Origin of the sequence: Kribbella sp. NPDC051137 (assembly GCF_040682535.1) — a bacterium.
Classification (GTDB): Bacteria; Actinomycetota; Actinomycetes; order Propionibacteriales; family Kribbellaceae; genus Kribbella; species Kribbella karoonensis.
On sequence record NZ_JBFBBI010000002.1, the window covers coordinates 530,550 to 551,403 of the forward strand.

A 20,854-nucleotide genomic window follows, 5' to 3' on the forward strand; every position below is an offset into this window, starting at 1 on the left:
GCGTCCGACCCGGCGTCCGACCCGGCGTCCGACCCGGCGTCCGACCCGGCGTCCGACCCGGCGTCCGACCCGGCGTCCGACCCGGCGTCCGACCCGGCGTCCGACCCAGCGTCCGACCCGGCGTCCGACCCGGCGTCCGACCCGGCGTCCGACCCAGCGTCCGACCCAGCGTCCGACCCGGCGCCTGACCCGGCGCCTGATCCAGCGCCTGACCCATCGGCTGACCGGAGGCATGACAAGGGATGGAATGCGGCGGGTGGGTGCCGGGATGCGGCAGACTGCGGGACATGCGGGTTTCGGCGAAGTCTGACTATGCGTTGCGAGCGCTGATCGAGATCACCCAGCGGTGGGTGGCCAACGACCATTCGGTGGTGTCGGCTGAGGAGTTGAGCCGGGCGCAGGGCATTCCGCACGGCTTCCTGCAGGGGATCCTCGCCGACCTGCGCCGGGCCGGAGTGCTGTCCAGCCAGCGCGGGCAGTCCGGTGGGTGGCGGCTGGCGGTCGACCCGAACGAGATTTCCGTCGCCGACGTGATGCGGGCGGTCGACGGCCCGATCGTGAGCATCTCGGGCGTCCGGCCGGAGAGCGTCACGTACAACGAGCATGCGGTGGTCCTGCAGCGGGTCTGGATCGCGGCGCGGGCCAGCCTCCGGGACGTGCTCGAGAACACCACGCTGACCGATCTCGCCAGGAACAAGCTCCCGGCCGGCGTCGAGCGCCGTTCGCGGGACGAGGACGCCTGGCAGGCACGGGTTCCCGGGAGCTGATCCGGTGCTACAGTCGTGACTTATATAAGCCGCGACTTTAGGAGATGGGCGATGGCCGAGCAGCAGATCAAGACGTTCCTGATGTTCGAGGGTGGCGCGGAGAAGGCGATGACCTTCTACCTGTCGCTGTTCGAGGACGCCGAGATCGTGTCGATGCACAAGTACGGCGCCGAGGGGCCAGGTCCCGAGGGATCAGTGATGGTCGCCGTGTTCCGGCTGGCCGGGCAGCAGTTCATGTGCAGTGACAGCTACCAGCATCATGGATTCACCTTCACGCCTTCGATGTCGTTCTTCGTGGACTGTGCGGACGAGGCCGAGCTCGAGCGGCTCTACAACGCGCTCGTCGAGGGCGGCGGCGCGCTGATGCCGCTGGGGGACTACGGGTTCAGCAAGAAGTTCGGCTGGGTGAACGACCGGTTCGGGGTTTCTTGGCAGCTCAACCTGCCGCACGCGTAGGCCTCACGGGCGTCTGATCAGCAGGCCGGCGGCCAGCGTGAGCGCGGCAGTCGCGGCGATGACGAGTTTCGCCGCGCGCCGATTCCGGTAGCCGGCGTCGCCGATCGGGGCCTCCATCGAGACGGCGCCCGCGCCCGAGACGGCGCCCGCACCCGAGACGGCGCCCGCACCCGCGGCCACACCCGTCGGGACCGCGCCTCTCGGGACCGCGCCTCTCGGGACCGCGCCTCTCGGGGGTGTGGCTGCGAGCGGGAGTAGGCGGACCGGGCGGTTGGCGAGCAGGGTCAGGGGATCGAGGTACTGCTTGGCCTGGAGTAGTCCCCAGTGCAGGCACGCTCTCGGCAGGCAGTGCGAGCCCACGGCGGACAGTCGCCCGATGATGGTGCCGGTCCGGACGGACGTGCCCACCGGTACCTCCGCGACGACGGGCTCGTACGTCGTACGGCGCCCGTCGTGCGTGATCGTGACGACGCCGCGGCCGGCGACGGGACCGGCGTACGTGATGGTGCCGGGGGTGGCGGCGAGGACCGGTTGGCCGGGGTGGCCGGCGAGGTCTACGCCGCGGTGGCCGGGGAGCCACGGTTTCGCGGGGAGCTCGAAGCCGCGGACGATCTCGGGGCGGGGATCCAGGGGCCAGCCGGCGACGGGTCCGGTGGGGGACGGGGCGGGGGTGAGGAAGGCGATGGTCATGCCGGAGAAGGTGCCGGTTCCGGGCCTGCGAATCGGCGCGGATCGGGGGATTGTGGACAACTGGGGCCGGTTCGCGTTGCGGGCGGGCGGTCACGTACACTTCCGGTGGCGCCCCGTGTGAGCGGGGCGACTACGCATGCCCGCACAAGTGCGTCAATCCGACGGTCCCGGAGCAGTCCGGGTGGATTCGCGCGACGGGCATCAGGAGTCACGGGTCAACCGGTCCGTGACGTGACAACCGAGTAGACCCGGAAGAGCACCCGGGTCGCCATAAGGAGACCATCTCATGGCCGTCGTGACCATGAAGCAGCTGCTGGAAAGCGGCGTGCACTTCGGGCACCAGACCCGGCGCTGGAACCCGAAGATGAAGCGCTACATCCTCACCGAGCGCAACGGCATCTACATCATCGACCTGCAGCAGTCGCTGTCCTACATCGACCGCGCGTACGAGTTCGTCCGTAGCACGGTCGCGTCGGGCGGGGCGATCCTGTTCGTCGGTACCAAGAAGCAGGCGCAGGAAGCGATCGCCGAGCAGGCGACGCGGGTGGGGATGCCGTACGTGAACCAGCGCTGGCTGGGCGGCATGCTGACCAACTTCCAGACCGTGAACAAGCGGCTCCAGCGTCTGAAGGAGCTCGAGCTCATCGACTTCGACGACGTCGCCGCCTCCGGTGTCACCAAGAAGGAGCTGCTGCAGAAGCGTCGCGAGCACGACAAGCTGCTCAAGACCCTCGGCGGTATCCGCGACATGGCCCGGGTTCCGGCCGCCGTGTGGATCGTGGACACCAAGAAGGAGCACCTCGCGGTCGACGAGGCGCGCAAGCTGAAGCTGCCGATCATCGGCATCCTGGACACCAACTGCGACCCGGACGAGGTCGACTACCCGATCCCGGGGAACGACGACGCGATCCGCTCGGTCGGCCTGCTCACCCGGGTCGTCGCCGACGCGGTCGCCGACGGCCTGATGGGCCGCTCCGGCCAGGGCTCCGCCGCCGCCGGCGAGGAGCTGGGTGCGGAAGAGCCGTTGGCTGCCTGGGAGCGCGAGCTGCTGGAGAGCCAGAACGGCAAGGCCGGCGAGGACAAGGCGGCCGAGGCCAAGACCGCCGAGGCCAAGACCGCCGAGGCTCCGGCTGCCGAGGCCGCTCCGGCCGCCGAGGCCACCGAGGCCGCTCCGGCTGCTGAGGAGACTCCCGCCGCCGAGGCCACCCCGGCCGCTGAGGAGACCCCGGCCGCCGAGGCCCCGAAGGCCGATGAGGCCCCGAAGGCCGACGAGGCCTGACAGCCACGGGTGCCGTCCGGTTCACCGCCGGACGGCACCACCGCCCGCCCATCCAGCCGCATCGAGAAGACGAGAGAACGAGGAATGGCGAACTACACCGCCGCTGACGTGAAGAAGCTCCGCGACACCACCGGCGCGGGCATGATGGACGCGAAGAAGGCCCTCGAGGCCACCGACGGTGACTTCGAGAAGGCCATCGAGGAGCTGCGCATCAAGGGCGCGGCCAAGGCCCAGAAGCGTGGCGCCGAGCGTTCCGCGACCAACGGCCTGGTAGCCGCGGCGGAGAACGCGCTGGTCCAGCTCAACTGCGAGACCGACTTCGTCGCGAAGAACGAGCAGTTCCAGCAGCTCGCCGCCGACATCGTCGCGCACGCCTCGGCCAGCAAGGTCGGCGACGTCGAGGGCCTGCTGAACGAGAAGCTCACCGACGGCAAGTCCGTCGCCGAGAACATCGAGGCGCTGGCCGCGGTCATCGGCGAGAAGCTCGAGCTCGGCAAGGTGGCCGTGTTCGACGGCCAGGTGACGGCGTACATGCACAAGCGCGCCGCCGACCTGCCGGCCCAGGTCGGCGTCCTGGTCGAGTTCGAGGGCGACAACGTCGAGGCCGCCCGCGGCGCCGCCATGCAGGCCGCCGCGATGCGCCCGCTCTACACCACCCGCGACGAGGTTCCGGCCGAGACGGTCGAGAACGAGAAGCGGATCGCCGAGGCGACCGCTCGCGAGGAGGGTAAGCCGGAGGGCGCCCTGCCGAAGATCGTCGAGGGCCGGGTGAACGGCTTCTTCAAGGACGTCGTGCTGCTCGAGCAGCCGTCGGTCACGGAGAACAAGAAGACCGTGAAGGCCGTGCTCGACGAGGCCGGTGTGACCGTGAAGCGGTTCGCCCGCTTCGAGGTCGGCGCCTGATCCCGAGAAGGATCTGAGCGCACGGGCAAGAGCACAGGCAACGAGGAGGCCGGAATCGTGACGGAAACCCTGGGTACCGAGACGAGTCCGGCCTCTTCGCCGTTCTCGCCCGCCTATCACCGGGTGCTGCTGAAGCTCTCGGGTGAGGTGTTCGGCGGCGGCAAGCTCGGCGTCGACCCGGATGTCGTGAACTCGATCGCCAAGCAGATCGCGGACGTGGCGCGGGCCGGCGTCCAGGTCGCCGTTGTGGTCGGCGGCGGCAACTTCTTCCGCGGTGCCGAGCTCCAGCAGCGCGGGATGGAGCGGAACCGGGCCGACTACATGGGCATGCTCGGCACCGTGATGAACTGCCTCGCCCTGCAGGACTTCCTGGAGAAGCTCGGCATCGAGACGCGGGTGCAGACCGCGATCACGATGGGTCAGGTCGCCGAGCCGTACATCCCGCGCAAGGCCGAGCGCCACCTGGAGAAGGGCCGTGTGGTGATCTTCGGCGCCGGTTCCGGGATGCCGTACTTCTCCACCGACACGGTCGCCGCCCAGCGTGCGCTGGAGGTCGGCGCCGAGGCGCTGCTGATGGGCAAGCAGGGCGTGGACGGCGTGTACGACTCGGACCCGAAGAAGAACCCGGACGCGGTCAAGTTCGACCAGCTCTCGTACGACGACTTCCTGGCCCGGGGTCTCCGGGTCGCCGACGCCACGGCGATCAGCCTGGCCCGCGACAACGCGCTGCCGATCGTGATCTTCGGTCTCGAAGAGGGCAACATCGAGCGCGTCATCCACGGCGAGAAGATCGGCACCGTCGTCTCGCGGGGTCAGTAACCGGTAGTAAGCCCCGTACGACTAGGATCGGGACACACGTGGCCGCGCCGAGGCGGCCCAGAGGAAGCGAGGAATGTCGTGATCGACGAAGCTCTCCGCGATGCCGACCAGAAGATGGCGAAGGCCGTCGAGGTTGCGAAGGACGACTTCGCCGCGATCCGCACCGGCCGCGCGCACCCGCAGATGTTCGCGGGCATCCTGGCGGACTACTACGGCAGCCCGACGCCGCTGCAGCAGCTGGCCGGCTTCCAGGTCCCGGAGCCCCGGACCGTGCTCATCTCGCCGTACGACAAGGGTGCGATGGCCGCGATCGAGAAGGCGATCCGGGACTCGGACCTCGGGGTGAACCCGGGGAACGACGGCGCGGTGATCCGGGTCGTGATGCCGGCCCTCACCGAGGAGCGGCGCAAGGAGTACATCAAGGTCGCCAAGACCAAGGCCGAGGACGCCAAGGTCTCCGTCCGCAACATCCGCCGGCACGCCATGGACCAGGTCCACAAGACGGTCAAGGACGGCGACGCGGGCGAGGACGAGGGCAAGAGTGCTGAGAAGCGGCTCGACGGGTTGACGAAGAAGTACGTCGACTCCATCGACGACCTGCTCAAGCACAAGGAAGCCGAACTGCTCGAGGTGTGATGGGCGTCGAGAGCACGCCCGCGCCGAGTCCCAGCCCGAGCCGCGCCGGGCGGAACCTGCCGGCCGCGATCGCGGTCGGTGTCGGGCTCGGTGCGCTGATCCTCGGATCGCTGTACTGGCAGAAGGTCCTGTTCGTCGTACTCGTGCTGGTGGTCGTGCTGGTCGCGGTCGACGAGATGATCAAGGCCCTGCGCACCGGCGGCGCGGAGATCCCGAAGATCCCGCTGTTCGTCGGGACCGCGGCGATGCTGCTCGCGGCGTACTTCGGCGGTCCGATGGCCCTGCTGGTGGCGCTCGGGATCACCGTGCTCGGGACGATCTTCTGGCGGATGCCGGGCGGATCGGTCGGGTTCGTCCGGGACGCCAGCGCCGGGGTGTTCCTGATCGGGTACGTGCCGTTGCTGGCCGGGTTCGCGATCCTGCTGGTGCAGCCGGATGCGGACGGGCCTGGCCGGGTGGTGACGTTCTTCGTCGTCACCGTGGCCAGCGATGTCGGCGGGTACGCGGCCGGTGTGCTGTTCGGCAAGCACCCGATGGCGCCGACGATCAGCCCGAAGAAGTCCTGGGAGGGCTTCACCGGCTCGGCCCTCGCCTGCATCGGCGCGGGTATCGCGGCGGTGGTCTTCCTGCTGCACGGCGACTGGTGGGTCGGCGCGATCGTCGGTGCGGTCGCGGTGCTGACCGCGACAGTCGGTGACCTGGGCGAGTCGATGATCAAGCGCGACCTCGGCATCAAGGACATGTCGAACCTGCTGCCCGGTCACGGCGGCGTGATGGACCGCCTGGACTCGCTGCTCGCCACCGCCCCGATCGTCTGGCTCCTACTGCATCTCCTGGTGAAAGCATGACAATCGCACCTGACGGACGTTCACTCGGCAACGAGGTCGTCCGCCTCGACCGGATGCAATCCTCCGACATCGACGAGTTGTACGCCGCGATCGGCAACGAGCAGGTGTACGCCAGCGGCTTCGGCGGCGGCCCCGCGGCGATGCCTGCCTCCGCCGAGGACATGCGGGCGAAGTGGATCCCGGCGGCGGCGAAGCGGTTCGCCTACGTGGTCCGGCTGGTTGCCGACGGCACAGTTGTAGGTACGTCGAGCCTCGCCGACGTGGACCTGGTGAACGAACGGACCCACATCGGCTTCACCGGCTACGCGCCGGCGGTGTGGGGGACCGCGGTCAACCCGGCGACGAAGCTTCTGCTGCTGGAGCACGCGTTCGAGACGTGCGGATTCGGCCGCGTGAAGATCCAGACCGGTACGAAGAACACCCGTTCGCAGGCTGCGATCGCGAAGCTGGGAGCGACGCGTGAAGGCGTACTGCGACGGCACATGCGGATGGCGGACGGTTCGTTCCGCGATACGGTGGTGTTCTCGATCCTGGCCGACGAGTGGCCGGACGTCCGGAAGCGGCTCGAGGACCGGATCAGTCGCTGAGTTTCGCCAGCGCCGCGTAGTTCGCGAGCAGCGCGGCCCGGTCGAACGTGTTGGTCGTGACCAGCAGTTCGTCGGCAGCCGTACGGCGTACCAGATCGGTGAGCGTCTCGTCGACCTCGGCGGGCGTGCCGTAGATCTGGCCGCGGAGCGCGTTGTCGAAGTACTCCTGCTCGCGCGCCGTCAGTTCCGCCGGTACGTCGGCCTGCAGTGGCGGGAACACGCCGCGGGTCCGCGAGTACGCAGTGGCCCAGGCCTCGGGAAGCAGCAGCTGTCGCGCGGCCTCGGTTGAGTCGGCGACCGCGGCGGTGACCGCGAGGATCACGTAGGGCTCGGGCGCCCAGGCGGACGGTCTGAAGTCACGCCGATAGTCGGCGAGCCGGCTCGGGGAGTCAGGCCGGGCTGCGAGCACCACCGGTAGCCCTAGCGCCGCTGCGATCGAGGCGCCTTCCCCGACGGCCAGGATGAACGGCGGGATCCACAGCCCCTCGCCAGGTCGAGCATGGACCGACGACGTACCGGCGAGATAGCCGAGCAGCTCCCGGACCTGCGTGCCGAAGTCGTCCGCCGCGTCCTTCTCCACCCCGAGCGCCCGCCGTACGCCGTTCGTGAAGCCGACCGATCGACCGAGGCCCATGTCGATCCGGCCCGGATACAGCGACTCCAGTACGCCGAACTGCTCCGCCACGACGAGTGGCTTGTGGTTCGGCAGCATCACGCCGCCGGTGCCGACCCGGATCTGATCGGTGCGTGCGGCAACGGCTGCGGCCAGCACCGTAGGCGCCGAGCCGACCACTCCCGGCACGCTGTGGTGCTCCGAGACCCAGAAACGCTTGTAGCCAAGCTCTTCCACCTGCTGCGCCAGGGCTACAGTCGCACGCAGTGTCTCCGCCTCCGACTCGCCTACACGTGTCCGAGAGCGGTCCAGGACTGATAGCGGTACGGAGACCATGTCGAGTCCAACCGGCCCACTGGAGACCTCATTCCCCGAGCAGCAGCCGTAGGTCGTCGCGGAAACGCTCTGGTGACGCGAGGGGAGCCAGGAACGACCGCTCGACCTCCAGCCGGACCTGCTCCGCCGCCGCGAAGGTGGACTCGCCGAGCGGCGTGAGTACGACGACGTTCCGCCGCCGGTCCTCGGCACTACGCCGGCGTTCGACGAAGCCGCGCTCCTCGAGCCCGTCCAGCAGATCGCCGATCGACGTCCGGTCCACCCGCAGCCGCGCCGCGACCTCGAGCTGGGACAGCGGCTCGCCGGACGCGACCGCGGACAGCACCGCCAGGTCGCGGCCGTTCACGCCGTGCGGCGCGAGTGCTGCCGCCTGCGCCTCGGTGAGCTGCGCGAGGACGTGTTTGAGCAGATACCCGAGCCGTTCAGACATACCGCAAATCTACCGGGAAACTGATCGTCAGCATTGCTGATCATCAGCTATCCTGACGATTATGTCACCGACCTTCGGTCTGAAGACCACCCCGATGCATGTTCCGTACGCCGACATCCGGCGCGTCTGGCTCGAAGCGGACGAGGTTCCGCAGCTCCGCGATGCCTGGCTGTGGGACCATTTCCTCCCGCTCCGCGGCCCGAAGGACGGCGACGTACTCGAAGGTTGGACGCTGCTCACGGCGCTCGCCGCGCAGACCTCCCGGCTGCGGCTGGGCCTGCTGGTCACCAACAACCGCGCACGCCATCCGGCTGTCCTCGGCAAGATCGCCAGCACGCTCGACGTGATCTCCGAGGGTCGCCTGATCATGGGTCTCGGCGCCGGCGGCACCGTGCAGGCCGCCGGACAGCACGGCATCCAGGGGCCGAATCCCGGGATCGAGGAGTACCTCGCCTACGGGCTGGAGCTCGTGCCGCCGCGAGAGGGCCTCGACCGCCTTCGCGAAACGATCGAGATCCTGCGCCGGATGTGGACCGAGGACGAGTTCGACTTCCATGGCCGGTACTACACCCTCGAGCGCAACCGGAACTCGCCCAAGCCCGTCCAGGCGGGCGGTCCGCCGCTGCTGATCGGCGGCTGGGGCGACCGGATGCTTCGACTGGTCGCGCAGTACGCCGACCAGTGGAACATCAGCGGCCCGCCGCACACCGACCTCGGCACGCTCGCCGACCGGATCCGCCGGCTGGACGCGGAGTGCGAGCGGATCGGGCGCGACCCGGCGACGATCAGCCGCTCACTCCAGCAGATCGTGTCGTACGACGACCCGGCCGCGACGCGGGCGATCGTCCGGGAGGCCGTCGGTCTCGGGTTCGATCACATCGTGCTGTCGCTGCCGTCGCCGTACCCGGAGCGGGTCGTGCCGTGGCTGGTGCGGGAAATCATCGACCCTTTCGACTGAGCTGGAAAGGGTCGGTGATTTTTTCACCATGACATAGCGGGATGTGTCAGCATCATACGCAGGATGATCCGCCCCGGTCGTCCAGTGAGGAGCTGACATGATTCCCACGACGAAGTTCAAGGCCGCTGTCAGCGGTCTCGCGCTGATCGCGGCCGCGGTGCTCCCGATGACCGCAGCGAACGCCGCCGGCGCCGTACCGGACAGCATGTCGATCGCGGCGACCAAGCCGGTGCCGAAGCTCGGCTACTCGACGCAGACCGTCAAGACGCTGACCGTCGACTTCCAGTACCAGCAGACCAGCTACTGGTGCGGGCCGGCCGCCACCCGGATCGCACTCTCCGCCCGCATCGCACCGCCCAGCCAGCAGCAGCTCGCCGACGAGCTGCCGACCACGACCAACGGCACGGACTGGATCGGCCAGGTCACCCGCGTGCTGAACAACCACGTCGGCACCGGCTGGTACGAGACCAAGGAGATGCCTGACGACCCGCCCACCCAGGCGCAGCGCGACCTGCTCTGGCGGGACATCGTGCTCGACATCGACAACAACTACCCGATCGTCGCCAACATCGTTGCCCCGGCCAACAACCACCCGCCGGGCTACCCGAACTACACGATCTACCACTACTTCACGGTGATCGGGTACGACGACAGCGACCAGACCGTGCTCATCGCCGACCCCGCCGGCTTCGCCCCGACCGCGACGTACTGGCTGACCTTCAACCAGCTGGCCACCCTCATCCCGCCCAAGGGCTACGCGGCCTAGGACCACTTTGTGCACCAGATCCGCACGGTTCCCGCCCCGCCGCACGGACCTGGTGCACAAAGAGGGTTCTGTGATGCTCGGCACGTGGGGGATGTGAATTTGTGAAGGGCCGGGGCGGCGGGCGACAATGGGGCGGTTATGTCTAGCTCCCTGCCTCTTGTCTTCGATGAGCCGCGCCGTGCCAAGAAGCCGCCGCGGCATCTGGCCGATCTGTCCGGGGAGGAACGGCGTACGGCGGTCGAGGCGCTGGGCGAGCCCGCGTTCCGGGCCAAGCAGCTGTCCAACCACTACTTCTCCCGGCTGGTGTCCGATCCGGCCGAGATGACCGATCTGCCGGCCGCGACCCGCGACAAGCTGGTCGGCGAGCTGATGCCGCCGCTGCTGACCAAGGTCCGCGACCTGGAGTGCGACAACGGCGAGACCCGGAAGACGCTGTGGAAACTGCTCGACGGTTCGCTCGTCGAGTCGGTCCTGATGCGGTACCCGGGGCGCGTGACGATGTGCGTGTCGTCGCAGGCCGGCTGCGGGATGGCGTGCCCGTTCTGTGCGACCGGACAGGGCGGCCTGACGCGGAACATGACGACCGCGGAGATCGTCGAGCAGGTCGTGGACGGCGCGCGGGCGCTGGCGCGCGGCGAGATCGCCGGCGGCCCGGGGCGGGTCTCGAACATCGTGTTCATGGGCATGGGCGAGCCGATGGCCAACTACAAGGCCGTGATCGGCGCGGTCCGGCGCTTCACCGACCCGTCGCCCGAAGGCCTCGGGATCTCGGCGCGCGGCGTGACCGTGTCGACCGTCGGGCTGGTGCCGCGGATCAACCAGCTCGCCACCGAGGGGATCCCGGTGACGCTGGCGCTGTCGCTGCACGCGCCGGACGACGAGCTGCGCGACGAGCTGGTGCCGATCAACAACCGCTGGAAGGTCGACGAGGTCCTGGACGCGGCCTGGGCGTACGCCGAGCAGACCAAGCGCCGGGTCTCGATCGAGTACGCGATGATCCGCGACATCAACGACCACGCCTGGCGCGCCGACCTGCTGGCCGAGAAGCTGCGCGCCCGCGGCGACTGGGGCTGGGTGCACGTCAACCTGATCCCGCTGAACCCGACGCCCGGCTCCAAGTGGACCGCGTCCGACCCGGCCGACGAGCGCGAGTTCGTCCGGCGGCTCGAGGCCGGCGGCATCCCGGTCACGGTCCGGGACACCCGCGGCCAGGAGATCGACGGCGCCTGCGGGCAGCTCGCCGCGGCGAGCAAGTCCTGATGCTCCGACCGCAGTTCCAGGTCCGCCGGATGGGCCAGCGGTACGACCGTGCCCAGGTGGACGCCTTGGTCGACCGGATCATCGCCACCGCCGAACGCCGGTCCGTCGGGCCGGAGGTGACGGTGGCCGACCTCCGCCAGGCCGCCTTCGGTACGCCGTTCCTCGGGCCGGGGTACGCGGTCGAGGAGGTCGACAACTTCCTGACCGAGGCCGAACGCTGGTTACCAGGTGTCCCGGATACACCCCGGACGAGCACACCGGCGGTCCCCGGCGGGCGCCCGACGCCGCGGTTCGGCCTCGTCCGGCTGCGTGAGGGGTACGCCGTGGACGAGGTGGACGACTTCGTCGACCGAGTGATGGCGACCGTGAACGGCCTGCCGGTGAGCCGCCCGGTCACCGCCGACGAGGTCCGCGGCGCACAGTTCCGCCCGGTCCGGCTCACGGAGGGCTACGACATCGTCCAGGTCGACGCTTTCCTCGACGAAGCCGAGAGCTGGCTCCGCTAACCCTCGAACACGTTCGGCCGGTCCAGGAGGCGGTCTGGGATGATCGCGTGGTGAAGATCCTCTCGATTCAGTCAGCGGTGGCCTTCGGGCACGTGGGTAACTCGGCGGCGGTGTTCCCGCTCCAGCGCATCGGTGTGGAGGTTCTGCCGGTCTACACGGTGAACTTCTCGAACCACACCGGATACGGCGCGTGGCGGGGCCCGATGATCAGCCCGGACGACGTGCGCGAGGTGCTGCGGGGAATCGAGGACCGGGGCGTGCTTCCGCAGATCGACGTCGTGCTCTCCGGGTACCAGGGCGGCGAAGGGATCGCCGATGTGATCCTCGAGGCGGTCGAGCGCGTGAAGGCGGCCAATCCGGCGGCCGTGTACTCGTGCGACCCGGTGATGGGCAACGCGAAGTCCGGGTGCTTCGTCGCGCCCGCGATCCCGGTCCTGCTGCGCGACCGGGTCGTTCCGGCGGCCGACATCATCACGCCGAACCAGTTCGAGCTGGGCTTCCTGACCAACACCGAGCCCGACACGCTCGAGTCGACGCTGGCCTCCGTGGAGCTGGCCCGCGCGACCGGGCCGCGGACGGTGCTCGTCACGAGCGTCGAGCGTCCCGACCGCGAGGACGGCACGATCGAGATGCTCGCCGTCGACGACAGCGGTGCGTGGCTCGTGCAGACGCCGTACATCCCGATGAAGGCGAACGGGTCGGGTGACGTGACGGCCGCGCTGTTCACGGCGCACTACCGCCGTACGGGCGATCTCGCGGACGCGCTCGCGCGGACGACGTCGAGCGTGTTCGACCTGCTCACGCGTACCCACGAGTCGGGGGAGCGGGAGCTGCAGCTGGTCGAGTCGCAGGACGCGTACGCCAACCCGCAGCTCCAGTTCAAGCCGCGCCAGGTCGCCTGACTAGACGGCCATCAGGAGCTTCGCCAGCGCCTCCGGCTGGGAGAGCATCGGCCAGTGGCCGGTGTCGAGCTCCACGAGCTCCCACAGCGGTGACTCGAGCTGCTCGAGGACGACGGTGGACGGTGTCGCGCCGTCCATCAGGCATTTGAGGTACGTCGTGGGCAGCTCGCCGATCGGCCGGACCAGCTCGGCCGGCTCCGTGACCGCGCGCCCGGGGTGCGGCGTACCGCGCTCCAGGATCAGCGCGATCGCGGCGTCGGTCAGGTCCTGGCCCACGTAGTCCTCGGCGGTCAGCGGCGGCCAGTACCCGCCGGTCTGCTCGAGCTGGTCCCGCAGCCACGCCTGCCCCTCCGCGGACCAGCCGTCCGCGAACGACTTCCCGTCGGTCGGAATGTTCGAGTCGACGTACACCACCCGCCGGAGCCGGTCCCCGATCCGCCCGGCCGCCTGCCCGGTCGGCACGCCCGCGTAGCTGTGCCCGACCAGCACGACGTCCCGCAGATCGTTTTCCTCGACGACCCGCACGATGTCCCGAACGTGCTCCTGCTGCCCCGCGTCGACCCCGCGCCGCTCGGCCACCCCGCTCAACGTCACCGGATGAACCGCGTGCCCGGCATCCCGCAGCACCTGAGCCACTTCATCCCACGCCCAAGCTCCCAACCACGCCCCGGGCACCAGCACAAAGCTCACCATGCCGAGCACCGTAAACCACCCCACCGACAGACTGAGTACATGCAGGTACGCCGCTACGAAGACGCAGACCACGCAGCCGTTCTGGCGCTGTCTCCTCGCCTCGCCGAAGGGGTCGCTCCGTGGCGATCACCCGACAGAGCCCTCGCCGCCGTGACCGGCTGGGTCGCGGCGCAGAGGAGGACGTGAAGCTGACGAAGAGGCTCAGGTGACCAGTTCGGCGGCCTTGTCGATGGTGGGGACGAGGTGGATCGACATCGGGCGGTCGGCGGCCAGGGACTCGAGTAGGGGCCAGACGGGGAGCTTGGTGGTCCAGTGGTCGACGTCTACCAGCACCAGGGGGATCTGCGTGGCCGCGTCGCCGTAGTAGTTCGGTGTGGCGGCCTGGAAGACCTCCTGGACCGTGCCGGCGGCTCCTGGCAGGTAGATGATGCCGCCACGGGCACGGCTGAGCAGGACGTCCTCACGCTGCGCGTTGGAGAAGTACTTCGCGATCGCGGACGCGAACACGTTCGGCGGCTCGTGCCCGTAGAACCACGTCGGGACCGACACGCCACCATCGCCCGGGAACTCCCGCCGTACGTCGAGACCGGCCGTCGCCCAGGCCGCGATCGACGGCCGGAACGACGGTACGGCGGTCAGCCGCGTGAGCACCTCCTCGACCACGGAGTCGTCGTACGCCGCCAGCGATGCCCCGAGGTTGGCTGCCTCCATCGCGCCCGGACCGCCGCCGGTGACCACCACGTGCCCGCGGCGGGCCAGGGTACGACCGAGCAGTACGGCGGACCGGTAGTCGGCGGCGCCACGCAGTACGCCGTGACCGCCCATCACGCCGACCCAGGGCCGCGAGGAGGGGAGCTCCGTCAGCGCGTCGGCGATCGCGTGGTCGTGCAGCGCGGAGGCGAGCGTACGGCCCGTGTCGCCCTTCTCGTCGTGCTGCCGGGACCACGCGTAGATCTGGGCATCCGGTGTGGCGTCGTACCCGTGCTCGAGCCCCGCGTACAGCTCGTCGGCGTCGTACAGCCGCCCGCGGTACGCGTCGAACGGCAGCTCCGGGATCGCCGGGAACACCAGCCCGCCGCCGTCCCGCACCCATGCGTCCGCCTCGTCGGCCAGCCCGCAGCCGAGGAACACCGACCCGGTCGGCTTCAGCCCGAGGAGTTCTGCCGTACGCCCGGTGAGGTCGACGGACTGGATCCGCCAACCGGCCATCGTGGTGGCGCCGGAGGCGAGCAGCCGGTCGAAGTGCTCCAGGGACTCGATGTCCACATGAGGGATGCTGGGCAACGTCACGGAGAGCACCATAGCCGCGATAGACGTGCTAAAGGTTGGACATGACACATGCGGAGCTCTGGGAGCGTCACAAGGCCGTCATGCCGGCTTGGCTCGCGTTGTACTACGAAGAGCCGATCGAGATCGTGCAAGGGTCCGGCCGCCGGGTCACCGACGGTGAGGGGAACACCTATCTCGACTTCTTCGCCGGCATCCTCACCAACGCGATCGGCTACGACATCGCGGAGATCTCCGACGCGGTCCGCGAGCAGCTCGGGTCCGGGATCGCGCACACCTCGACGGTGTACCTGATCCGTAAGCAGATCGAGCTGGCCGAGCAGATCGCCGAGCTGTCCGGGATCCCGGACGCGAAGGTGTTCTTCGCGAACTCCGGCACCGAGGCGAACGAGACCGCCCTGCTGCTGGCCACCCAGGCGCGCCGGTCCAACCAGGTCCTCGCGATGCGCAACTCGTACCATGGCCGCGCGTTCGGCACCGTGGCGATCACCGGCAACCGCGGCTGGTCCGCGAGCAGCCTGTCGCCCGTGAACGTGCAGTACGTGCAGGGCGCGTACCGGTACCGCAGCCCGTTCCGGGAGCTGCCGGACGCGGAGTACATCAAGGTCTGCGTCGAGGACCTGCGCGACGTCATCGAGACCACCACCGCGGGCGACGTCGCCTGCCTGATCGCGGAGCCGATCCAGGGCGTCGGCGGGTTCTCCTCGCCGCCCGACGGCCTGTACGCCGCGTTCAAGGAGGTCCTGGACGAGTACGGGATCCTGTTCATCTCGGACGAGGTGCAGACCGGGTGGGGCCGGACAGGCGAGCACTTCTGGGGGATCCAGGCGCACGACGTCGTACCGGACGCGATGACGTTCGCGAAGGGGCTCGGCAACGGGTTCGCGATCGGCGGCGTGGTCGCCAGGGGCGAACTGATGGACAGCATCAAGGCGAACTCGCTGTCCACGTTCGGCGGTAACCCGATCTCGACGACGGCGGCCAAGGCGACCATCGACTACCTGCTCGACAAGGACCTGCAGGCGAACGCGGCCAAGCGCGGCGCACAGCTGGTCGACGGCCTGCGCGGGATCTCCGACGAGTTCCCGGAGCTCGGCGACGTCCGCGGCAAGGGGCTGATGCTCGCCGCCGAGATCGTCAAGCCGGACGACAACACCCCGGACCCGGCTGCCACCACCAAACTGCAGCAGGAGACCAAGGACCGCGGTCTACTGATCGGCAAGGGCGGCCTGTACGGCAACGTCCTCCGGATGGCCCCGCCGATGACGCTGACCGAACAAGAGGCCGCCGAAGCCCTCGAGATCATTCGCGACTCGTTCGGCACCCTGCACTGATCATGAGGTGAGGTGCAGGACCTCCGCACGACGGCTCAGCCAGAGTTCGTTGCCTTGCCGCTCGATCGTGGGCCGGGCGGCAAGGAACGCGGCCAGCCAGCGGTCCTGCGCCTGCAGTGACGAGTCGCACGCCTTCCTGGTGGCCGCGAGCGCGCCGACGACCATTTCGTGCTTGTCGATCGACGCCTCGCCGTGCAGCGTGTTGCAGCCGGCCTCGGCCGTCACCGAGTCGGCGGTGAACGTGAGCTGGATGACCGATCCCGCGACGATGCCGCGGTTGGCGATGCTGTGCGCCACCCAGGTGGCGTCGGTGAGGTCGGACAGTTCCGGCGTGTGGCCGAGCGCGTAGGTCGCGCTGCGTCCCGCGGCGGAACCGCAGGCGGACAGCACGACCATCGCCACGACGACGCCGAGTATGCCGCGACCGGACATGTAATCAGTATGCCATTGACAGCATTGTCAGAGCGCGGGAAATTGAAGGTACAGGCCGGAATGTGGCGAGCGCCGCCGGTCGTAGGGAGTTTTGCGCAAATTCCGGATCGAGCCCGATCGCTCACCGAGGGGCGCGGATGACCAAGGCAGCGGAAAGCGTTCCGACCGCACAGAAACTCACTTTCGCAACAATGACGACGATGGTCGTCGGCAGTATGGTCGGCGCCGGCGTGTTCTCGCTGCCGGCCCGGTTCGCGCAGCAGACCGGCGTGGCCGGGGCACTGATCGCCTGGACGATCGCGGGCGTCGGCATGTTGATGCTGGCCTTCGTGTTCCAGACGCTGGCAGTCCGGAAACCCGACCTCGACGCCGGCGTCTACGCCTATGCGAAAGCGGGATTCGGCGAGTATCCCGGTTTCTTCTCCGCATTCGGCTATTGGGCGAGCGCGTGCGTCGGTACGGTGACGTACTGGGTCCTGATCATGTCCACCGCGGGCGCCGTCATTCCGGCCCTCGGGGACGGTGACACCTGGCTGTCGGCCGGTTTGTCGACAATCGGTACCTGGGTTTTTTACTTCTTCGTCAGGAAAGGCGTCCGGGAGGCCGCGGTCATCAACCGGATCGTGACGATCGCCAAGGTGATCCCGATTCTGGTGTTCGTCGTGCTGTGCCTGTTCGCGCTGCATCCGCGGGTTTTCGTGGACAACTGGAGTGGCGGCTCCGACGTCGGCGGCCTGTTCACCCAGGTCCGCGGCACGATGCTGGTAACCGTCTTCGTGTTCCTCGGTGTGGAGGGCGCGAGCGTGTACTCGCGGCACGCGAAGCGGCGTGAGGACGTCGGCCGGGCCACCGTGCTCGGCTTCCTGTGCGTGTTCGCGGTATTCGCGTCGGTGACGATCGTCTCCTACGGGATCATGCCGTACTCCGAACTCGGTGACCTGCGGCAGCCCTCGATGGCGGCCGTCCTGGAGCACGCGTACGGGCAGTGGGGCCAGGTCTTCGTCAGTCTCGGGCTGATCATCTCGGTGCTGGGCGCGTACCTGGCCTGGACGCTGATGGCGGCCGAGGTGCTGTTCGTGGCCGCCAAGGACAACGACATGCCGCGTTTCCTGAAGTCGCACAACCCGGAGACCGACGTACCGGGTGCGGCGCTGCTGATGTCGACGCTGCTCGTCCAGGTGATGCTGATCGTGGTGCTGTTCTCCGAGGACGCGTTCGGGTTCGCGCTCGACCTGACCAGCGCGCTGACGCTGATCCCGTTCCTGCTGGCAGCGGGGTACGGGCTGAAGATCGCCCTGCTGCGCGACGGCTACGAGGAGGACACCGGGCGGACCCGGGACCTGGTGATCGGGTTGCTGGCGACGATCTACACCGCGTTCCTGCTGGTCGCCGCCGGGATCCGGTTCATCCTGCTCGCGCTGGTCATCTACGCGCCGGCGACGGTGCTGTTCGTGATGACGCGGCGTGAGCAGGGCAGACGACTGTTCAGCCCGGTCGAACTGGTCATCCTGGCGGTCTCGGTCGCGGGCGCCGTGGTCGGCATCGTCGCGCTCGCGGTCGGCTGGATCGCCATCTAGAGGGAGAGAGAGGACCCACCGCATGACCGAGGCACATGGCGTTCACTCGGAGGTCGGCAGGCTGCGCAAGGTACTGGTCTGCGCACCAGGCCTGGCGCACCGCAGGCTGACCCCGACGAACGCCGACGACCTGCTGTTCGACGACGTGATGTGGGTGGAGAACGCGCAACGCGACCACGCCGACTTCGTCAACAAGCTCCGCGGCCGCGGTGTCGAGGTGGTCGAGCTGCACGACCTGCTCACCGAGACGCTGGAGATCCCGGAGGCGAAGACGTGGCTGCTGGACCGCAAGATCGTGCCGAACATCGTCGGTCTCGGCCTGGTGGACGACACCCGCGCGTACCTGGAGTCGATCTCGGAGCGGGAGCTCGCCGAGTACCTGATCGGCGGCCTCGCGGTGTCCGACCTGTCCGGCGAGTTCGGGACCGGGTACGTCGCCCTCGCCCGTGAGCAGATCGGCGCCCGCGAGTACCTGATGCCGCCGCTGCCGAACACCCTCTACACCCGCGACACGACCTGCTGGCTGTACGGCGGCCTGACGATGAACCCGCTGTACTGGCCGGCCCGGCACGACGAAACCCTGATCTACAAGGCGATCTACTCGTTCCACCCCGGGTACGTCGGATCGACGGTCTGGTGGGGCGACCCGGAGCAGGACTGGGCGCAGGCCACCTTCGAGGGCGGCGACATCATGCCGGCCGGGAACGGCGCCGTACTGATGGGGATGAGCGAACGCACCTCGCGGCAGGCGATCACGCAGGTCGCGGCCGCGTTGTTCGCGCAGAACGCCGCCGAGCGCGTGGTGGTGGCCGGGATGCCGAAGCTGCGGGCGGCGATGCACCTCGACACGGTCTTCACGTTCGCCGACCGGGACGTCGTCACGCTGTACCCGACGATCGTCGACGCGATCCACAGCTTCAGCCTGCGGCCGAGCGACAAGAAGCCCGGCCTGGAGGTGACCGACGAGGGCAGCAAACCCTTCGTCGAGGTGGTGGCCGAGTCGCTCGGCCTGAAGGAGCTACGGGTGATCGAGACCGGCGGCGACGTGTACGCCTCCGAACGCCAGCAGTGGGACAGCGGCAACAACGCCGTCGCGGTCGAGCCGGGCGTGGTGTTCACCTACGACCGCAACACCACCACCAACACCCTGCTCCGCAAGGCCGGCGTGGAGGTCATCTCGATCGTCGGCGCGGAACTGGGCCGCGGCCGGGGTGGAGGTCACTGTATGACCTGCCCCCTGATCCGCGACCCAGTGGACTTCTGACTCAGATCGTGGTCTCGCCGGTCTCCGTGGTAGGCAAGGGCGGCGGCGCACCGGTGACCTTGCGCCGCCGGCGCGAACGGCCCTCGAGATAGCGGGCCAGCAAGGACAGCAGCGAGCACAGCCCGATGTAGATGATCGCGATCACGATGTAGGTCGGGATGTACGGGAAGCCGTAGTTGAGCCGGCCGCCCATCTGCTTGCCGACGTACAGCAGTTCGGGGTAGGTGATGATGAAGCCGAGCGCGGTGTCCTTCAGCAGCACCACGAGCTGGCTGACGATCGCCGGCAGCATCGCGCTGATCGCCTGCGGCAACAGCACCAACCGGACCACCTGGTTCTTCCGCAGGCCCAGTGCGTACGACGCCTCGCGCTGACCCTTCGGTACGGCGGCGATGCCGGCGCGGAAGATCTCCGCGAGCACCGAGCCGTTGTACAGCATCAGACCGAGCACGACCGCCCAGAACGGCGTCAGGCCGAGCTTGAACTGCAGGCTGCCGTAGTAGAAGAAGAACATCAGGATCAGCAGCGGCACCGCACGGAACAGTTCGACGATGAGCGTCGCCGGTACGCGCACCCATTTGTGGTCGCTGATCCGCGCCGCGGCGAACACCGAGCCGAACAGCAGTGCGAGCACCGCGGCCAGCCCGGCCGCCTTCAGGGTGGCGAGCAGACCGTCGAGCAGCTGGTTCTGGATCGAGGTGTACTGGAACTGGATCCACCGGCGGCTCTCGAACTGGCCGGTGGCGTTCAGCCGGTAGATCACCCAGGCGACGGCGCCGAGCACCAGCAGCAGCACGACCACGTTCAGGGTCCGGTTGCGGATCTTCGCCCGCGGTCCGGGGACGTCGTACAACGTGCTCATCAGGCCACCGCCGTCCGTCGCTCGGCCCACCGCTGCAGGAACATCAGCGGCACGATCAGGATCAGGAAGCCGACCGTGATCCAGGTCAGCGTGAGCAGCTGGTTCTCACCGCGCTCGGACATCGCCGCCGGGATCGCGCCCGCCTCCGCGACCGAGAAGCCGGCCGCGATCGTGGTGTTCTTCAGCAGCGCGATCAGTACGCTCATCAGCGGCGGGACGATCGCCCGGAACGCCTGCGGCAGCACGATCACCGTGAGCACCTGGACGAAGGACATGCCGATCGCGCGGCCCGCCTCGGTCTGGCCGGGCGGGATCGTGTTGATGCCGGAGCGGACGACCTCGCAGATGAACGCCGACGTGTAGATCGTCAGCGCGACCACCGCGGACCAGAAGAACGACGGCAGTTCGATGCTCATCTTCGGCGCGCCGAAGACCAGGAACGCGAACACCAGGGTCAGCGGGGTGTTCCGGAGTACGTTCACGTACCCGGTGCCGGTGCCCCGCAGGGCCGGCACGGGGGAGACCCGGAACGTGCCCAGCAGGGTGCCGAGCACCAGGCTCAGCACGCCGGAGATCAGGAACAACTTGATCGTGGTCCAGAACCCGTGTCCGAACAGATCCCAGTTGTCGGTGAGGACCGAGAACATCG

Annotated in this window: 25 protein-coding genes; 16 read left to right on the forward strand and 9 right to left on the reverse strand. The window is 68.8% G+C overall.

Annotated features, from left to right (window positions below; all coding sequences use genetic code 11):
* The coding region (locus tag AB0M51_RS10000; RefSeq protein ID WP_363748800.1) for a hypothetical protein at nt 1-234 on the reverse strand (234 nt) is incomplete at its 3' end.
* Nucleotides 235-287: 53 nt separating this feature from the next.
* Here AB0M51_RS10000 and AB0M51_RS10005 point away from each other — a divergent pair.
* On the forward strand, nt 288-767 hold the full coding sequence (locus tag AB0M51_RS10005; RefSeq protein WP_209694222.1) for an Rrf2 family transcriptional regulator: 480 nt from the start codon (nt 288-290) through the stop codon (nt 765-767).
* Between the two features lie 51 nt (nt 768-818).
* Entirely contained in the window at nt 819-1,223 is a 405-nt protein-coding gene (locus AB0M51_RS10010) for a VOC family protein (RefSeq protein ID WP_344188127.1), read from the forward strand.
* Between the two features lie 3 nt (nt 1,224-1,226).
* Here the strand turns inward: AB0M51_RS10010 and AB0M51_RS10015 are convergent, their stop codons facing one another.
* The gene (locus AB0M51_RS10015; protein ID WP_344188126.1) at nt 1,227-1,913 is read right to left on the reverse strand and encodes a peptidoglycan DD-metalloendopeptidase family protein; all 687 of its coding nucleotides are present in this window, start codon (nt 1,911-1,913) and stop codon (nt 1,227-1,229) included.
* A gap of 286 nt (nt 1,914-2,199) precedes the next feature.
* Here AB0M51_RS10015 and rpsB point away from each other — a divergent pair, with 286 nt between their 5' ends.
* The 6 genes from rpsB to AB0M51_RS10045 all read left to right on the forward strand — a co-directional run bounded on the left by rpsB (nt 2,200) and on the right by AB0M51_RS10045 (nt 6,985).
* Nucleotides 2,200-3,192 (forward strand): 30S ribosomal protein S2, encoded by a 993-nt coding sequence (gene rpsB, locus AB0M51_RS10020; protein WP_344188125.1) that lies wholly within the window; start codon nt 2,200-2,202, stop codon nt 3,190-3,192.
* Nucleotides 3,193-3,276: 84 nt separating this feature from the next.
* Nucleotides 3,277-4,095 (forward strand): translation elongation factor Ts, encoded by an 819-nt coding sequence (gene tsf / locus AB0M51_RS10025; protein ID WP_344188124.1) that lies wholly within the window; start codon nt 3,277-3,279, stop codon nt 4,093-4,095.
* Nucleotides 4,096-4,152: 57 nt separating this feature from the next.
* On the forward strand, nt 4,153-4,914 hold the full coding sequence (gene pyrH / locus AB0M51_RS10030; RefSeq protein WP_344188123.1) for a UMP kinase: 762 nt from the start codon (nt 4,153-4,155) through the stop codon (nt 4,912-4,914).
* An 81-nt stretch (nt 4,915-4,995) separates the two neighbouring features.
* Entirely contained in the window at nt 4,996-5,550 is a 555-nt protein-coding gene (frr, locus tag AB0M51_RS10035; protein ID WP_344188472.1) for a ribosome recycling factor, read from the forward strand.
* Nucleotides 5,550-6,398, forward strand: coding sequence for a phosphatidate cytidylyltransferase (locus AB0M51_RS10040; protein ID WP_344188122.1), 849 nt, complete (start codon nt 5,550-5,552; stop codon nt 6,396-6,398). Before frr ends, AB0M51_RS10040 begins: the two co-directional genes overlap by 1 nt.
* Entirely contained in the window at nt 6,395-6,985 is a 591-nt protein-coding gene (locus AB0M51_RS10045) for a GNAT family protein (protein WP_344188121.1), read from the forward strand. Before AB0M51_RS10040 ends, AB0M51_RS10045 begins: the two co-directional genes overlap by 4 nt.
* Here AB0M51_RS10045 and AB0M51_RS10050 read toward each other — a convergent pair.
* Both AB0M51_RS10050 and AB0M51_RS10055 read right to left on the reverse strand, forming a co-directional pair.
* Nucleotides 6,975-7,934, reverse strand: a complete 960-nt coding sequence (locus AB0M51_RS10050; RefSeq protein ID WP_344188120.1) for an LLM class flavin-dependent oxidoreductase — start codon at nt 7,932-7,934, stop codon at nt 6,975-6,977. The two genes, AB0M51_RS10045 and AB0M51_RS10050, sit on opposite strands and share 11 nt — an antisense overlap.
* 28 nt (nt 7,935-7,962) lie before the next feature.
* Complete coding sequence (locus tag AB0M51_RS10055) at nt 7,963-8,364, reverse strand: MarR family transcriptional regulator (protein WP_344188119.1); 402 nt, start codon at nt 8,362-8,364, stop codon at nt 7,963-7,965.
* Nucleotides 8,365-8,425: 61 nt separating this feature from the next.
* Here AB0M51_RS10055 and AB0M51_RS10060 point away from each other — a divergent pair, with 61 nt between their 5' ends.
* The 5 genes from AB0M51_RS10060 (at nt 8,426) to pdxY (ending at nt 12,756) form a co-directional block, all read left to right on the forward strand.
* On the forward strand, nt 8,426-9,322 hold the full coding sequence (locus AB0M51_RS10060; protein WP_344188118.1) for an LLM class flavin-dependent oxidoreductase: 897 nt from the start codon (nt 8,426-8,428) through the stop codon (nt 9,320-9,322).
* A gap of 97 nt (nt 9,323-9,419) precedes the next feature.
* Entirely contained in the window at nt 9,420-10,088 is a 669-nt protein-coding gene (locus AB0M51_RS10065) for a C39 family peptidase (RefSeq protein WP_344188117.1), read from the forward strand.
* Between the two features lie 138 nt (nt 10,089-10,226).
* A complete protein-coding gene (gene rlmN, locus AB0M51_RS10070) occupies nt 10,227-11,348 on the forward strand; it encodes a 23S rRNA (adenine(2503)-C(2))-methyltransferase RlmN (RefSeq protein ID WP_344188115.1) in 1,122 nt (373 codons plus the stop codon).
* On the forward strand, nt 11,348-11,854 hold the full coding sequence (locus AB0M51_RS10075) for a DivIVA domain-containing protein (protein ID WP_344188114.1): 507 nt from the start codon (nt 11,348-11,350) through the stop codon (nt 11,852-11,854). The genes rlmN and AB0M51_RS10075 overlap by 1 nt, the downstream gene beginning before the upstream one ends.
* Before the next feature lie 50 nt (nt 11,855-11,904).
* A complete protein-coding gene (pdxY, locus tag AB0M51_RS10080) occupies nt 11,905-12,756 on the forward strand; it encodes a pyridoxal kinase PdxY (protein WP_344188113.1) in 852 nt (283 codons plus the stop codon).
* Here the strand turns inward: pdxY and AB0M51_RS10085 are convergent, their stop codons facing one another.
* Together AB0M51_RS10085 and AB0M51_RS10090 are read right to left on the reverse strand one after the other, a co-directional pair.
* Complete coding sequence (locus tag AB0M51_RS10085) at nt 12,757-13,449, reverse strand: alpha/beta hydrolase (protein ID WP_344188112.1); 693 nt, start codon at nt 13,447-13,449, stop codon at nt 12,757-12,759.
* Nucleotides 13,450-13,650: 201 nt separating this feature from the next.
* A complete protein-coding gene (locus AB0M51_RS10090; RefSeq protein WP_363749472.1) occupies nt 13,651-14,658 on the reverse strand; it encodes an LOG family protein in 1,008 nt (335 codons plus the stop codon).
* A 122-nt stretch (nt 14,659-14,780) separates the two neighbouring features.
* Between AB0M51_RS10090 and AB0M51_RS10095 the strand changes: the two genes are divergently transcribed.
* Complete coding sequence (locus AB0M51_RS10095) at nt 14,781-16,070, forward strand: aspartate aminotransferase family protein (RefSeq protein WP_344188110.1); 1,290 nt, start codon at nt 14,781-14,783, stop codon at nt 16,068-16,070.
* Here the strand turns inward: AB0M51_RS10095 and AB0M51_RS10100 are convergent, their stop codons facing one another.
* Nucleotides 16,071-16,502, reverse strand: a complete 432-nt coding sequence (locus AB0M51_RS10100) for an META domain-containing protein (RefSeq protein ID WP_344188109.1) — start codon at nt 16,500-16,502, stop codon at nt 16,071-16,073. It lies immediately after the preceding gene.
* 137 nt (nt 16,503-16,639) lie between these two features.
* Between AB0M51_RS10100 and AB0M51_RS10105 the strand changes: the two genes are divergently transcribed.
* Both AB0M51_RS10105 and AB0M51_RS10110 read left to right on the forward strand, forming a co-directional pair.
* A complete protein-coding gene (locus AB0M51_RS10105; RefSeq protein ID WP_344188108.1) occupies nt 16,640-18,079 on the forward strand; it encodes a basic amino acid/polyamine antiporter in 1,440 nt (479 codons plus the stop codon).
* A gap of 22 nt (nt 18,080-18,101) precedes the next feature.
* Nucleotides 18,102-19,343 (forward strand): arginine deiminase, encoded by a 1,242-nt coding sequence (locus AB0M51_RS10110; protein ID WP_344188107.1) that lies wholly within the window; start codon nt 18,102-18,104, stop codon nt 19,341-19,343.
* Between the two features lies 1 nt (nt 19,344).
* Here the strand turns inward: AB0M51_RS10110 and AB0M51_RS10115 are convergent, their stop codons facing one another.
* Complete coding sequence (locus AB0M51_RS10115; RefSeq protein ID WP_363748810.1) at nt 19,345-20,205, reverse strand: amino acid ABC transporter permease; 861 nt, start codon at nt 20,203-20,205, stop codon at nt 19,345-19,347.
* Nucleotides 20,205-20,852 carry an amino acid ABC transporter permease gene (locus AB0M51_RS10120; protein WP_344188104.1) on the reverse strand — a complete coding sequence of 216 codons (648 nt, stop codon included), beginning with the start codon at nt 20,850-20,852 and terminating at the stop codon, nt 20,205-20,207. The genes AB0M51_RS10115 and AB0M51_RS10120 overlap by 1 nt, the downstream gene beginning before the upstream one ends.
* Nucleotides 20,853-20,854 lie beyond the last annotated feature (2 nt).